Genomic DNA, 14541 nt, shown 5'->3' with positions numbered 1-14541 from the left:
CGGGTCCGGCGCATCTGTCGATCGTCTTGGAGTAACCACCGTGAGCAAGCGGACTTTTCAGCCGAATAACCGCCGTCGTGCCAAGAAGCACGGCTTCCGCCTTCGCATGCGTACCCGTGCCGGCCGCGCCATTCTGGCCGCACGCCGCAGCAAGGGCCGCAGCGAACTGTCGGCATAACTAGCGGCAGGTTTGTCGAATCGGGCTGCGGCATCCTACAGCAGCCGGGCATCGGATAGGCGGTAACGGCCGTCATGCTTTCCAGCAGGAACCGGATGCGCCGTTCGGCAGACTTCTCCCATACTGTACGTTCCGGCGCCCGATCTGGGCGCCGGAACTTAGTGTTATATGCGGCAGCTTCCCAGCCGGACCAGCCCTCGGCCTTTGGATTCATCGTGTCCAAAGCCGTGGGGAACGCCGTCACCCGCAACCTCGTTAAGAGGAGACTGCGGGAGATCGCTGCGCGGATTCTGGAAGAATATCCTCGAGGGCTCTCAGTTGTCGTGCGGGCACTTCCGCCGTCGGGCGGAGCTGATTTCTCTGCCCTCACTAAGGACTTCCGCAAGGCTTTCTCTACAGTAGTGTCGAAGGCCGGACCAGCCGTGCTGCCAGATGAACAGAAGGGATCCGCTGAATGACCGTTTCAGGCCATTCCCCGGAGAGCGTGCCTGCCGGCAGGCTGGCCGCCCGATTCGTCTGGACGCTGCCGCAGAACATCCTCATCCTTTTGCTGAAGGGCTACCGCAAAGCCGTCTCACCGCTGTATGGGCAGGTCTGCCGGTTTTTTCCCTCGTGCTCTGCCTACGCCCTTGAAGCGGTGACGGTCCATGGTGCTGTGAAGGGAACCTGGCTGGCGGGCAGGCGGCTAGCGCGCTGCCATCCTTGGAATGAAGGCGGAGTGGACCATGTTCCTTCCTCGCCCGCGTTCGAGGAAAAGCTTCGGGAGGACCCCTCGCTGACCCCACGGATATTGGTACTGAACCACCCGGTGATTCCGGCTGATGACGATGGCCGCGCCGCGGTCTGAGGAGCTAAAGAGAGATCATGGACTTCATCAACGCGATACTGACGCCTTTCACATGGGTCGTGTCCTGGATCATGTGGGCGTTCCACGAAGGCTTCAGCTGGCTCGGCATGGATCCGGCCAACGGCTGGACCTGGACCTTCTCCATCATCGGTCTCGTGCTGGTGATCCGTGCTGCACTGATTCCGGTCTTCGTCAAGCAGATCAAGGCTCAGCGTGGCATGCAAGCGCTTCAGCCGGACCTGCGCAAGCTGCAGCAGAAGTACAAGGGCAAGACCGACCAGCTCTCGCGCCAGGCGATGACGCAAGAGCAGATGGCCCTGTACAAGAAGCACGGAACCAACCCGTTCTCGGCCTGCCTCCCGCTGCTGATCCAGATGCCGTTCTTCTTTGCGCTCTTCAACGTGCTGAACAATACGGCCCGGGCCAGCGACAACAACGAGGGCATTGGCGCCCTTACGCCCGAGGACATCCGCCAGTTTGATGAGTCGTCGATCTTCGGCGCTCCCCTCTCGGCATCCCTGCTGCACGGAGGTGGCGGCGAAAACCAGGTCGCCGTCGTCGTTCTTTCCATCATCATGATCCTTGCGATGACTGCCTCGCAGTTCATCACGCAGAAGCAGATCATGGCCAAGAACATGTCCGAAGAGGCGTTGGCCAGCCCCTTTATGAGGCAGCAGCAGATGATGCTGTACATCCTTCCCCTGGTCTTCGGCATCGGCGGCATCAACTTCCCCATCGGTGTGCTGATCTACTGGACCACGACCAACCTCTGGACCATGGCACAGCAGTTCATCGTGATCCGCCGCATGCCCACACCGGGTTCTCCGGCAGCGAAGGCGCTGGCTGAGCGTCGCGCCAAGAAGGGATTGCCCATGGTTCCCCTCCTCGGTGAAAAGAAGACCGAGGAGCCGGCCGTCGAGGCCCCCGCTGGTCCCAAGGTCCAACGGCAACAGCCGCAGCGTAAGAACAGGAAGAAGAAATGAGCACTGAAAGCGTCTCGGAAGCTTCGGCTGAGCCGATGGATACGGAACCGCAGGCTGAGGAAGCCACTGGTACTTCTGCGGCAAGTCGTCTTGAGGAAGAGGGCGACGTCGCCGCGGACTACCTTGAGGAACTGCTCGACATAGCGGACATCGACGGCGATATCGATATCGAAGTCCGCAACGGACGCACGTATATCTCCATTGTTTCCGAAGAGGATGGGAACGATGCCCTGGAAGCTCTCGTTGGGCGCGACGGGGAAGTCCTCGAAGCACTGCAGGAACTGGCTCGCCTGGCCGTCCTGACTGCTACGGATAACCGCTCCCGGCTTGTCCTGGACATCGGTGACTACCGCAAGGACCGCAGCGTCGAATTGCACCGTATGGCTGAAGAAGCCGTAGCGAAGGCCAAGGAGTCCGGCGAGGACGTTGCCTTGGAACCGATGAGCGCATACGAGCGGAAGATCGTCCATGACGCAGTGGCTGATCTGGGTCTCATTAGCGAGTCGGAGGGCGAAGGCGCTAACCGGCACATCGTTGTTTCGCTCGACTCCTGACCTTTAGATCCGCTTTACAGGAGAAGTCTGCAGTGGTCGAAATTACGGCTCAGGAAAGATCTGCCGCTGAGGCAGTATTCGGCGATCGCTTTCGCCTGGCCGAACGTTATGTGGAGCATCTGGCGACGTCCGGCATGGAACGGGGGCTTCTTGGTCCGCGGGAAGTACCCCGTCTGTGGGGACGGCACGTACTCAACTGTGCTGTCGTCGCCGAGCTCATTCCTGCTGATGCTTATGTTGCTGACGTAGGCAGTGGTGCGGGGCTCCCGGGGCTGACTTTCGCCCTGGCCCGTCCGGACCTGAAGATCACGTTGATCGAACCACTGGAGCGGCGGGTCAATTGGCTTAACGAGGTTGTAGAGGACCTGGGCCTGGAAAATGTGACCGTCCTGAGGGCCCGGGCAGAAGCTGCCGTGGGCGAGGTCAAAGCCGACGTTGTCACCGCCCGAGCGGTGTCGGCGCTGAACAAGCTGGCGCCTCTGACTATCCCGCTGCTTGGGGGTAAAGGGCAGGTTCTTGCCATCAAGGGCCGGAGCGCTGCCGAGGAAGTCGAGAAGTCGGCCAAGGTCATTCGCAAACTGGGCGGGCTTGAGACCACGGTTGTCACTGTTGGTTCCGCACTGCTTGAGGAGCCGACGACGGTTGTGCGCATAGTGGTTGGCCGCTGAATACCGTTGTTCTGAGATGACTTGGTTTCGGGCTCGCGGCGCGCTGGAACACCGCGGCCGAGATGTGCGGATAGGCTAGAGACACTGAGGCCACGAGAAAACGGAAGTGAACGGTTCGGGTGCAATACCAGTCGACTAAGTCTGATGCTGCCAGTCAGTCGTGCGCTAGGGCTTCCAACTCTCATGATCAACTAATCGAGGTTGCTAGCAGTGAATGACTTTGCCGTTTCACGTGAAACACACGACGCCGGCCATACACAGACAGCAGAGGTAACGGTTACCAACGTTATGGACACGATCGACGAGAGCACTCCACTGGCACGGGAACTCGCCAACGAAACCCGTCGCCGGGAGAGGCTACGTGGTCGTGAGCTGCCCCGGCCCGTAAAGACACGTCTGCTTACGGTCAGCAACCAAAAGGGCGGCGTCGGTAAAACGACCACGACTGTCAACTTGGCAGCTGCCCTCGCTACCGCGGGTCTCAACGTCCTGGTCGTCGACATCGATCCGCAAGGAAATGCGTCGACCGCCCTCGGTGTCGAGCATCATGCGGAAGTCGACAGCATATACGACGTCCTCATTAACGACTTGCCTCTCGCAGAGGTTGTTTCTCCCTGCCCTGACATCAAGAACTTGATCGTTGCCCCGGCGACAATCCACCTCGCAGGAGCTGAAATCGAGTTGGTGTCGCTGGTCGCGAGGGAACAGCGCCTGCGCCGCGCCATCGAGGTATACGCCCGGGAACGCGAAGCAGCCGGTATGGAACGTCTTGACTACGTCTTCATTGACTGCCCGCCGAGCCTTGGTTTGCTCACGGTGAACGCATTTGTTGCTGCCCAGGAAGTGCTCATTCCAATTCAGTGCGAATACTACGCCTTGGAAGGCTTGAGCCAGCTTCTGAACAATATCGAAATGATCCAGAAGCATCTGAACGCAGATCTCGTCGTCTCGACTATCTTGCTGACGATGTACGACGGGCGCACCAACCTTGCCGCACAGGTTGCGGCAGAGGTACGGGAGCACTTCCCGAACCAGGTACTCAGCGCCGTCGTTCCTCGATCCGTCCGAATTTCTGAAGCGCCCAGTTACCAGCAGACTGTCATCACCTATGACCCTTCTTCAAGCGGCGCCTTGTCTTACCAAGAGGCTGCTGCCGAAATCGCAGAACGCGGTGCCTGAGTTCCAGTTGGTCAGCGAGTGCGGCCAGTAGAATTGCTGCTTAGGTCGCAACGATGCACAACCACAGTTGTGCATTTAGGAAGGATCCTTGATGAGTGAGAAACGCCGCGGTTTGGGCAGGGGCTTAGGCGCTCTAATCCCCAATTCGTCTGTCGCCACGGAAGAGGCGGTCGAATCTGAAGGGGCAAAGCCTAAGGGGCGTCCCGTTGATGTTTTCTTCCCCGCGGCGGCTCGTCCTGTCTCTGATGAATCGGAAGCTGGGACTACAGCGCGAAGGGGAGCCTCCTCGGCTTCCCAAGTGGCTGAGGTTTTGCGAGCCCCCCGAAAGCCAGCGGCGCCGACACGCAAAGGCGCGAGCCAGAACGAGGGATCGGGCGGCAAGGATCCTGTAAAGAGCAGAAGTGCGGGCAATGGGAAGAAACCGTCAAATGTTGAGGCTCCAGCGGCGATTGCCGATGAGGTAGCAGCAGAAGGGGCGATGACCGCTGTCAGCGATACTGCCCAAAGTGACCCGTTACAGCAGGCGGACGACGCTGCTGTTTCACGTGAAACTCTCGTCGAGGTGCCGGGAGCGCGGTTCGCCGAAGTCCCTGTCGGCTCTATCCATCCGAACCGCAGGCAGCCTCGAACCGTGTTTGACGAAGAGGACATGGCGGAGCTTGTCCACTCGGTGCGCGAGATCGGGATCCTTCAGCCTATTGTTGTGCGCCCTTCCTCTGAGCAGAACGACCATGATTATGAGCTTGTCATGGGTGAACGGCGTTGGCGCGCAGCTCAGCAAGCAGGGCTGGAAGCAGTTCCGGCAATCATTCGGTCAACTTCGGACGACGATCTCCTTAGAGACGCCCTGCTCGAAAACCTCCACCGTAGCCAGCTGAATCCGCTCGAAGAGGCCGCCGCGTATCAGCAGCTCTTGGACGATTTCGGATGTACCCATGATGAGCTGGCGGATCGGATCGGCCGTTCGCGTCCCCAGGTTTCCAACATGATCCGCCTGATGAAGCTACCGCCCTTGGTACAGCGACGGGTAGCCGCGGGCGTTTTGTCCGCTGGTCATGCGCGCGCGTTGCTAGGGTTGGCCGATCCCGCGGAAATGGAAAAGTTGGCACAAAAGATTGTCGCCGAAGGTCTTTCGGTGAGGGCAACTGAAGAGATAGTTGCGCTGAGCGATGGCCTCCGTCGGCCCAAGCGCGAGAACAAGCCTCGCTTGGGGGCGCGCCACGAGCGTCTAGATTTCTTGGCAAACTCACTTTCCGACCGGTTGGACACGAGCGTCAAGATCACGCTCGGCGCCAAGAAGGGGCGGGTTAGCATTGAGTTCGCCAGTGTCGATGACCTAAATCGGATCATGGGCGTACTGAATCCTTCGGAGAACTGAACGAATACAGACCTAGGGCAGACCTGGGGGTGGGACCGTAACGGTCCCACCCCTTTTCTGCATCTAGTCTAGGTGGACCAGCGCTTGCACGGTCTACCCTCGTTTCACGTGGAACGAGACCGGTTGCAGAACGAGCGGTCAATCCTTCCTTCCGCAGGTTATTCGACTGCCCAGACAATGAATAGCGACATTCGCTAGGTACGGGCCCGATTTGGCGACCAACCCCGTGCGAAGGACCAGATGGGCTATCTATAGGAATGAGCAGGCCTTGGATTCTTTGTAGGTGTAGTCGAGCAAGCGGTGTAGCTGGTAACGGTGTTCCGTGGAGCTGGTGCGGGACTGGTAGCAGTTGCCTGGTTGAAGTCTTGGCTGTTCCGCCGGTGGTTTCGGTACCGACTGTATGGGTATCCAGTGTCGTAAGAGTCAACGTCCAAGAAGTGTCGAGGTCCGGTGTCCATGATGTAGCGAGACAGCACACCACCTCGTTACACAGTACGCTACGGAGAACCCTGATTAACGCTCGGGCGCTACCAGTCTAAATTCTTTGATCGCGTTCACCGCCGGCTACTCGGAGTAGTGACAACAGTGGCGCGCAGTCGTGGTCTCCGCGCAGGCTATACATACTGACACGTCTGAGATTGATTGTTCGGGCCTTGTGCGTGGACCGATTGTCCAGAGAGTCGGCTACGGCGCGGCTCGTGAGGCTGTGGGCTCAATAGTGGGCACGACTCGGCCGCGATCTCCGGTGGGACCGGTGGTTGTGGTTTCACCAGGTTCGCGTACAGGTGGGTTGTTGACTCGGGATAGATGCCGACGGGGAGGAGTCACCGATGATCAGCAGATCGACGTTGTAGAGCCTGTCGAGTAGGGTTTTTGGGCGGTCCCGTCACAGCAGGTGATAAATGGCCGGCGGCGAAACCCCTTGGGGTTCTCCCTGGAGCTTGGTGTCGTGCGGACCAGGGGAGCGACCGACCGACAGAGTTTCGCGTCCATGAGTCGGTTACAGGTGGCTACGGCTAAGGTGCGTGAAAATGATGTTATCGCGGTTTGGTCTGTCTCGACTTACGTAGAGATGTACCTCATCAGAGACGGAGAATCGGAGGTGCGTTTCGTGCGTTGCTGCGGAGCGATCTGAACCGAAGCGTCCAGATTCGGCGTTCGATTCCGTGGCAGTACCTGCAACAGACGGCCAATTGCTGCGCTGGCAGACCCGCAGTCTCCGCAACTCTCATCGTTCCTGAACAGTCATCCGTGCCCCTATAACGGACGTGGGGCAACAGGAGTCTCTTGCGCGCTGGTGCGGTTCCACGTGAAACAGCGGTGGTGACGCCACTGAATGCTGAGGCATCCCGGACTAGCTCAGCCCTGGTTTTGGATGTCGTACGGAGCACAACAAGCTCGCGTGAGGGCACCGGAACCCCCATCCCTCCGCCTCACCAGTGCCACCCAGAGCCAAGCTTATTGTGACTCCTTGGTCGTTCAGCCGCTTTCGTCCATATTCCGTAATGTGCAAATTGGATAAGGCGAGAGGATGCGCCTCTGAATGGTTCCTCAAAACAGGGTTGGCCCAGAGCGGCGTCCCGTACAGGTGCGCCTATAGGATCTGAACCATTTGGAACGATGATGGCCACGGTAGCTAAAGAGCGCCGCGTCTCGGAGCGATGATATTTGTCTGGTGTGGACACATTCTTTGGGGCATGATCCATGCTCTTCGCAGTCTTATGGTGGTTCGGCTTGAAGGGCGGGTGAGTAGCGAGAATTGGTGCATGGACCCGTGTCGGTTGGCAGGTCCTGTTCGGGCTGTTGTTTCACGTGGAACCGACGATGAGCAAGGAACTTGTGGTTCTCTTCATTAGTCACTTACCCGGTCCCGGCTACCTATTTTGTCCTGGCTATACGCCCGAAGATGACCCGACGACGCTAGATACTGAGAACTGTCCAGTGGCACCATCAGACCCTCGGCGGCTGGGAGCCAGCGCGGAGCGTCTCCAGACTGGCGACTAGCGCCTGTTGGTAGCGGTAGTCCAGGTGCGTGGCGATTCTCAACGTCCACGAAGTGATGAGGTCCGGAGTCCACGCGGTAGCGTCAGCCGACCAACAACGCAGACTAGCGTTATCATTCCCCACTATTCGGCAACAGAGAGTTTCGTAAGAAGAGAACCGCGATGAGTCTTGGCAAACCCGATTCGGCAGTTTGGCGGTCAGAGGCGGCATGAATGTCTCGGCTATGCCCAAGCGCCTACAAATATCGAGTGAACAGGTCAAGTGATACTGGATGCCGGCGGCACACGCCCGGTTGAGTGGGTGCGCGTCGGACGCCTGGATGGTTCCACGTGAAACAACGATCCCGGCCTTGGCCGTACCTGAGCCGTGGTGGCGGTATGAGACCTTCGAATCGTTGCCGGACTTCGTACGATCAGGAGGATAAGACTGGCCGGGCAATCGGCTTGGGCTCAACGTCAAGCCCTCCTGGCCCGGTCCCAATTTCGCAGGTTCATGGGTTCGCCGAAGTGAAATGCAGGACGTTGACCCAACGCTCAGTTTCACTCTCTTTCGGAGGAATTTTCCGATGATTATCCGAATTGGAGCCCGCGTCTTTCGGGTACGGGCACTACGATATTGACCGCAGCGAACCTCGATAGTGTGCCTTGCACGGAGGTTGCGGCCGCTGCGCCGGGAGTGATTTGCGGGGAGCACAGGCTGACGAGAGGGTCCCGCCAGGGCGACCATAGTTCCACGTGAAACAGCGCTTGCAGGCGGCCGAATCATTATTGGCCTTTGTGTACTGACGTGCTGGACATCTCCAAACTACCCAGATCCATGAAGAGAGCTCGTTCATATTTGTCAGGAAGCCCCTACCGATGTCAGCAGTTCGCTACTGGCAGCCGAACCGCCCCATATCTGTGCCGGCGGGCCGTCCCCGCCGCGGGAATTTGTAGAGAGGACGTGACTGCTTGCGGTGTTTGTCTGGTACGCCTCCGCCTTGTTAATTCATCGTTGATGCGGCCAGTTCCTGGCGTAGTGCTGCCAAGGGGGCAGTGCACAGTGTGGAGTTCGTCGACAGAGGGGTTTCAGCAACACTGAGTTTCCGTCTCTCCGTGTTTATGGACTAAAGCTGTCAGCCTGTCTGCTTGGCAGCATGCAGTTCTAATCCACCGCTCATTTCATATGCGGGTAGTCCGGGCAGCTGAGCCGGGCTGATTTTACGACCGTACTGCTTCAGTTCATCCCAGGGCAGGGCCTTGACCCGGTCTGCAGCAACTACTCGCTGCTTGAACGTGTATCTGGCGCGGAACGGTTCCACGTGAAACTCTCGGGAATGGATGGCAGTTTGCAGCCGTAGACGTGCCGGATTGTACTGAACCAATTGGTATGGTTCGCCAGGAAGCCGGATCATTCTCCTTGAGAACCGCTGTCGTGCCGGGGAGCCGCGAACGGTTGAGATTGGGCGCGCTGCTAGTTCCATCAAGGGTAAAGCTCCATTGGGAGGTGTGCGTTCGCGCGTATCCCCCTATGAGCGCAGGCGGCAGGCACTGGGGACGATGGGAGCCTCCAAGTCCACTCATCCGCGATAGGGCTCAGGCCTCGGCTAACGTTCCCCGTCCGTCGACGAGGGCAATGTTTCACGTGGATCATCGGTCAGCCGTAAGTACAGGGGTCGTGATTCTCTAACAACGGTATAAACAAGCGGCTGTACGGGTTCGACGAGGACGTCTGCTAGGCAGGTACTGGCGCTCGAATATCTCTGTCTCATCCGCGGCGTAGGATCGATGTCGTGTCGGCCTGATTTCCGCTGATTCGCCTACCTAAGTGGGACGCAAGCCGGCCGCGGTTGTGCCTATAGCTTCCGAATGCGTTCCCAGCCAAGTGGAATTTTGAAGTGGGGCTAGCGCAAGACCACGAGCGCGGCTTGCATGTCAGTGGATCCGAGACCCATGGCGACGGGTGGGAAGTCCGAAGACCTGGGTGTATCTGCCGAAGACTTTGGGGAGTCGAACATCGTGGGCCGAGCCGGTTTCGCGGCGGCCAGCGGGCCGAGATGGGGACGGGTAGTTCGAGGACCAAGCTGGCTACTGCTGTCACGGACGATTGTTCACTTATACCTGGTGTTGCGTTCTTGCGTCGTTGAAGACGGCTGGGGTTGCCTGCGAAAATTGGGAAACTTGAGGCATGATGCGGTGTACCATTCGTGGTTCTGCAGGCTAGTCACCGTGTGGTCGTTTCACGTGGAACCGCCAGGATTTGAGTCGTGGACGGTGAGTTCTGCGTGGTGATATGAGCGCACTCAGTACTACGGCTATCAGAATGATTGGCCGGAGGTACCGGCCTTCCGGTCCTGCTCCTGCACAGCCCCTCGTGGTCAGGGCGGGTGATCTCGCAGGTTGTCTTTTGAACGCTCTGCTGCTGAAACGCTTGGCGTTCCGCCCACAACTACTCATCGATTCTGGTTCAATCGCGTGGATGTTCAAACCCCTACTCCGGGAAGAACTGCTGGCTGGCGGCCTGTGGGCAAGACCTAATGACCGTTGACTCTCCGGTCCTTCTGCCTGCCGAGTCGATCGGCCGCAAGGGGCCAGCTAGTGATCCGGTAGGTGTGCTTACGCCGACGCGGAATTCTTCGTCCTCTTGGTGGAGTGTCCGGGCAATGTAGCGGTGCTCCGTCAATGGGAGCTGGCAATCGTGAGCGTACGCGGTCTGGTTCCAACCCGGCGTCCTACCGAGGCAGTTGGATTTCGCCTGAGTGGACATTCGCGAACAAATGGGAAGAAGAATGTCGCCGTCTGCTACGACGGGTCCTTTGGGTTGCGGTATGAAATCCCCGTGGCTGCGCGCTAAGCCGCCCATGACTGGAGGCCAGCCCACGAATGTGCCGATCTACCCACCTTTTGGCTCAGGAAAACGTGCCTGGCAGGACGTGGAGGTTTCTCGGCCTGCCGGCATCTGCGCGACGATTCGGTGCCGTTCAGGATGCGCACTCTCCTTGTAGAAGCAGTTGCAGCTGCGCCCAGACTGGGGTTGCCGACGTGCCTAAGCGCGTGCCTCCTCCTCGGTTGTTCCTCGTGAAACAGCGGTAACGGCCGGACAGGGAATGCTATAGGGAGGTCTAGGTTTCACGTGGAACCCTGCGGTGCACGGTGAAAATCAAAGGCCTGGGTTGAAGCGCAGGACGTCGTCCAGTGCCAAGGTGCCGGTCGGTTCGTCTTCCTCTTCCAGAAGATAAAGCCGTTGGACAGCGATGACGACAGCGTCTGCGAGGACCTGGCGAAACACAGGATCGGCAAGTCTCTCGCTGTCTGCAGGGCTGCTGAGGTAACCGAGGTCCACTTGGATGGAGGGAACGGAGGTGAGCCGCAGAATGTCCCAGCTACGGCCGTGGAGGCCCAAGTCGGTCATCGACGTTCGGGCCAGGACTTCCTTGAGGACCAGTTCGGCGGCGCGGTGTCCGATGGGTGACAGAATTTCACCCGTCTCGGGCTTTCCCCAGTAGAAGGCCGAAACGCCGTTTGCCGCCGGCTGATCCAACCAGTCGCAGTTGATGGAGATGCTGAGGCTGGCGGCTGAATCCTTGATCTCCTGCGCGCGCTCCGTAGGAGGCAGCTGCAAAGCACGATCGATGACAGTCACATCGGCGCCCAGTGCGGACAGGATGCTCTCGATGCGGTGCATGATGTCCGCTGCGACGAGCCTTTCCGTGAGCGGCTGCCCGCTTGCCCGGTCAAGTGCTTCCGACGCTGTTGTGTCTTGCCCGGCAACGAGCGAGACAACGCGCCCCTTCAGGGCGGCAGATGCTTGGTGAAGGTGTTCGTAGTCCCGGAGCGAGAACGCCTGGCTGGGGCTGATGGTCCGGTTGACGCGGGCCATGGCGCCAATGAGCGGCGCGTCGCAGACTCCGGTGACTTCGAGGCCGAGGTTCATTTGGAGCTCGCGCACGGCGAAGTGGCAGCGTTCGCCGAATTCGCCGTCGATATGTCCGTAATAGAAGCCGAGGTAGGACAGCTGGCGCTGCAGTTCGACAACGTCGTCTCCGCGGATCAAATCGGCTCCAGGAAACCAGGCCAGCTGGCGGTCGCCGAGCCGGAACTGCGCCTCGGAAAGAGCTCGTAGCGTCTCCGGTCCGGCAACGCCGTCGACCATTAGCCCGCGGGCCTGCTGGAAGGTCCTGACGGCGGCGTCCACATGGTCGTCGAAGACGGCGGGGTCGTTCACCTGGTCCGGTGCCAGGTAGGCCATGGAAACGCCCGCGCGCAGCAGCCGCTCCCGGAGGGCTACTACGCGCGGGCTTGTGTCGGAACGGCGCAGACTCCGGTCTGCAGCGTCAGGAACCATAGGTGCAGTTAGCTGAGGAACTCAGCGAATTCCTGCTCGATGACCTGCTTCGGCTTCGCGCCGATCGAGGTCGCGGCGACCTTGCCGTCCTTGAAGACATATACGGCAGGGATGGAAGTGATGCCGTACTGGGCAGCGGTCGAAGGGTTGTCGTCAACATTGAGCTTGACGACTTCCACCTTGCCGGCGTGCTCCTGTGCGATGTCGTCGAGGATCGGCGACAGCATGCGGCAGGGACCGCACCATTCTGCCCAGAAGTCGACGATCACGGGCTTGTCATTCTTGAGGACGTCGGCGTCGAAGCTGGCGTCCGTTACATCTTTGGCGGTCATGGCATTCTCCCTTTCTGGAGTTGAGTGTTAGACAGCGGCCGCTTCGGCGACCCGCTCGGGCAGGTCGCTTGCGTCTGCAAGGTAGTGCTCGACGTCGATCGCGGCCACACAGCCGGAACCCGAGGCCGTAATGGCCTGGCGGTAGGTCGGATCGATGACGTCGCCGGCGGCAAAAACGCCGGGGATGGAGGTCCTGGAGGAGCGTCCGTCTACGGCGATGGTGCCTTCAGGGGTCAGCTCGAGCTGGTCCTTGACCAGGCTGACGCGGGGGTCGTTGCCGATGGCGACGAAAACGCCCGTGACGGCGAGTGTGCTCTCGGTGCCGTCGACGGTGTCCCGAAGGCGCAGTCCGGTGACCTTGTCCATGCCGTCGACGCCCACCACTTCGGAGTTCCAGCGGAACTTGATCTTCTCGTGTGCCAAGGCACGGTCCTGCATGATCTTGGAGGCGCGCAGTGAGTCGCGGCGATGCACGACGGTGACGGACTCGGCGAACTTGGTCAGGAACAGCGCCTCTTCCATGGCCGAGTCTCCGCCGCCAATGACGGCGATGTCCTGGCCCTTGAAGAAGAACCCGTCGCAGGTGGCACACCAGCTCACGCCGTGGCCGGCGAGCCGCTTCTCGTCCTCAAGGCCCAGCTCGCGGTATGCGGAGCCTGTGGAGATGATGACAGCCTTCGCTTCGAACGTCTCGCCGTTGCCGAGGGTGACCCGCTTGATTGGGCCTTCCAGCTCGAGGGCGGTCACGTCTTCGAACAGGATCTCCGTGCCGAAGCGCTCGGCCTGCTTCTGGAACTGGTCCATCAGGTCCGGGCCCATGATGCCGCCCGGGAAACCCGGGAAGTTCTCGACGTCCGTGGTGTTCATGAGTTCACCGCCGGCTTCGACGGAGCTGGCGATCAGCAGCGGCTTCAGATTGGCGCGTGCGGTGTAGACGGCGGCGGTGTAGCCGGCCGGTCCGGAGCCGACGATGATGACGTCGCGCACGGTCTGGGTAGTTTCTGTGCTCACTGCGTGTGAACCTCTTCCTGTTCTGCGATGCGTTGCGCTGGCGCAAAGGTTGGCGATTGCCCAGCCACCTGTCACAACGAGCGGTAGCCCAAGCTTATTCCGCCCTTACGTGCCATGACGCCGGGTGACGAAGTAGGGGATCAGGAGATTTCGATTTCCGCCATGCGGATGCCGAACGGCGGCCCACCCTGCGGGTTGGACAGCGGGGCAGCTGGGTGAAATCGATGATCACGTACTGGGCCTTCGGTGCAGCACCATCCGCTTCCGGTACCGGGATGGTGGTCTTCTGGGCGGTGAAGCTGCCCTGGGCAACCTGCTGGGCACCTTCCAGCGAGGGGCTGTCATTCAACATGACCGAGAAGTTGCCGCCGCTGCCGCTGAGCTGGGTCATTTCGATGGAGCTGATGCTGGACGATTCTTCGAGTTCGACGACGAGCGCGAGGTTGGAGGCATAGCCACCGAAATCCTCCGAGTTGTACTGGTAGCTGGTCCAGTACGTAGCCGGGTTGCCGTCGATGGCTTCCGGGAGCCGGCCGTCATTTTCCGCATCCAGCTCCGGCATGTCCGGTACCAGGCGGGTCAGGCCCGCGATGGCCGGTTCAACGGTTTCCTCGGCCGGAGCGTTGGTCTCCCCGCCGCCTTCCGGCTCGGTGGCCGGAGCGGAGTTGTTGGTTTCCTGGCTTCCTCCGGCGACCGGGCCGCTGCGGAACAGGTTGAGCTGGTTGACGGCGATGACCACGGCGATCACGAGCAGGACCGCCAGGAGGCCGCCGATCAGCAGGCGCGACGTCCGGGGGCTGTTGTCCTCGTCGTCGTCATAGTCGTCATAGTCATAGTCGCCCGGCTGGTCTCTTCCGGTACTGGCCTGCGCGGGGAACAGCGAGGCGGAGCGCACATACTCGTCCTCATCCTGGCTGCGGCGGGCGGCAGGGCGGACAGGTTCAGCGGGGGCGTAATCGTCCTGGTCCTGCCAGAGGCTGACCTTCGGGTTCTGCGTAGTCTGCCGGGCGACAGGGCCTGTGGCGGGCCCGTCCGCGTCAGCAGCGATCAGCGGAGGCGCGGTGGGCGGGGGTGGCGGCGTGGC

General features: G+C 60.2%; 12 protein-coding genes and 1 pseudogene. 8 read left to right on the top strand and 5 right to left on the bottom strand.

The window, feature by feature from the left end:
• The first annotated feature begins 40 nt into the window (after positions 1–40).
• The 8 genes from rpmH (at position 41) to D477_RS06605 (ending at position 5787) form a co-directional block, all read left to right on the top strand.
• Positions 41–178, top strand: coding sequence for a 50S ribosomal protein L34 (rpmH, locus tag D477_RS21740; RefSeq protein WP_005268235.1), 138 nt, complete (start codon positions 41–43; stop codon positions 176–178).
• A gap of 74 nt (positions 179–252) precedes the next feature.
• Positions 253–636 carry a ribonuclease P protein component gene (rnpA, locus tag D477_RS21735; RefSeq protein WP_005268229.1) on the top strand — a complete coding sequence of 128 codons (384 nt, stop codon included), beginning with the start codon at positions 253–255 and terminating at the stop codon, positions 634–636.
• Complete coding sequence (yidD, locus tag D477_RS06630; protein WP_005268227.1) at positions 633–1025, top strand: membrane protein insertion efficiency factor YidD; 393 nt, start codon at positions 633–635, stop codon at positions 1023–1025. The genes rnpA and yidD overlap by 4 nt, the downstream gene beginning before the upstream one ends.
• A gap of 17 nt (positions 1026–1042) precedes the next feature.
• Positions 1043–2008 carry a membrane protein insertase YidC gene (gene yidC / locus D477_RS06625; RefSeq protein ID WP_005268225.1) on the top strand — a complete coding sequence of 322 codons (966 nt, stop codon included), beginning with the start codon at positions 1043–1045 and terminating at the stop codon, positions 2006–2008.
• Positions 2005–2562: a Jag family protein gene (locus tag D477_RS06620; protein WP_005268224.1), complete on the top strand. Its 558-nt coding sequence runs from the start codon at positions 2005–2007 to the stop codon at positions 2560–2562. The genes yidC and D477_RS06620 overlap by 4 nt, the downstream gene beginning before the upstream one ends.
• A 32-nt stretch (positions 2563–2594) precedes the next feature.
• Positions 2595–3230, top strand: coding sequence for a 16S rRNA (guanine(527)-N(7))-methyltransferase RsmG (rsmG, locus tag D477_RS06615; protein ID WP_005268222.1), 636 nt, complete (start codon positions 2595–2597; stop codon positions 3228–3230).
• A 210-nt stretch (positions 3231–3440) separates the two neighbouring features.
• Complete coding sequence (locus tag D477_RS06610) at positions 3441–4409, top strand: ParA family protein (RefSeq protein ID WP_424580000.1); 969 nt, start codon at positions 3441–3443, stop codon at positions 4407–4409.
• A 91-nt stretch (positions 4410–4500) separates the two neighbouring features.
• Positions 4501–5787, top strand: a complete 1287-nt coding sequence (locus D477_RS06605) for a ParB/RepB/Spo0J family partition protein (protein WP_043845976.1) — start codon at positions 4501–4503, stop codon at positions 5785–5787.
• A 3118-nt stretch (positions 5788–8905) separates the two neighbouring features.
• Here D477_RS06605 and D477_RS22225 read toward each other — a convergent pair.
• The 5 genes and pseudogenes from D477_RS22225 to D477_RS22610 form a co-directional block, all read right to left on the bottom strand.
• Positions 8906–9184 carry a hypothetical protein gene (locus tag D477_RS22225; protein WP_150110025.1) on the bottom strand — a complete coding sequence of 93 codons (279 nt, stop codon included), beginning with the start codon at positions 9182–9184 and terminating at the stop codon, positions 8906–8908.
• A 1745-nt stretch (positions 9185–10929) separates the two neighbouring features.
• On the bottom strand, positions 10930–12114 hold the full coding sequence (locus tag D477_RS06600; protein WP_043845973.1) for an N-acetylmuramoyl-L-alanine amidase: 1185 nt from the start codon (positions 12112–12114) through the stop codon (positions 10930–10932).
• 8 nt (positions 12115–12122) lie between these two features.
• The gene (trxA, locus tag D477_RS06595) at positions 12123–12446 is read right to left on the bottom strand and encodes a thioredoxin (RefSeq protein ID WP_005268209.1); all 324 of its coding nucleotides are present in this window, start codon (positions 12444–12446) and stop codon (positions 12123–12125) included.
• Positions 12447–12473: 27 nt separating this feature from the next.
• Positions 12474–13457 carry a thioredoxin-disulfide reductase gene (gene trxB / locus D477_RS06590; protein ID WP_005268207.1) on the bottom strand — a complete coding sequence of 328 codons (984 nt, stop codon included), beginning with the start codon at positions 13455–13457 and terminating at the stop codon, positions 12474–12476.
• A 94-nt stretch (positions 13458–13551) separates the two neighbouring features.
• Positions 13552–14541, bottom strand: a pseudogene (locus D477_RS22610) (hypothetical protein); the annotation flags it as partial.

The organism is Arthrobacter crystallopoietes BAB-32, from assembly GCF_000328305.2.
GTDB classification, from domain to species: Bacteria; Actinomycetota; Actinomycetes; order Actinomycetales; family Micrococcaceae; genus Crystallibacter; species Crystallibacter crystallopoietes_A.
This window is presented reverse-complemented; position numbering and strand designations above follow the sequence as displayed.

Bases quoted from the DNA above. Each gene is read 5' to 3' on its own strand.
- trxA (WP_005268209.1), bottom strand. From the start codon at position 12,446: ATGACCGCCAAAGATGTAACGGACGCCAGCTTCGACGCCGACGTCCTC.
- yidD (WP_005268227.1), top strand. From the start codon at position 633: ATGACCGTTTCAGGCCATTCCCCGGAGAGCGTGCCTGCCGGCAGGCTG.
- D477_RS22225 (WP_150110025.1), bottom strand. From the start codon at position 9,184: ATGATCCGGCTTCCTGGCGAACCATACCAATTGGTTCAGTACAATCCG.
- yidC (WP_005268225.1), top strand. From the start codon at position 1,043: ATGGACTTCATCAACGCGATACTGACGCCTTTCACATGGGTCGTGTCC.
- D477_RS06600 (WP_043845973.1), bottom strand. From the start codon at position 12,114: ATGGTTCCTGACGCTGCAGACCGGAGTCTGCGCCGTTCCGACACAAGC.
- D477_RS06605 (WP_043845976.1), top strand. From the start codon at position 4,501: ATGAGTGAGAAACGCCGCGGTTTGGGCAGGGGCTTAGGCGCTCTAATC.
- rnpA (WP_005268229.1), top strand. From the start codon at position 253: ATGCTTTCCAGCAGGAACCGGATGCGCCGTTCGGCAGACTTCTCCCAT.
- D477_RS06620 (WP_005268224.1), top strand. From the start codon at position 2,005: ATGAGCACTGAAAGCGTCTCGGAAGCTTCGGCTGAGCCGATGGATACG.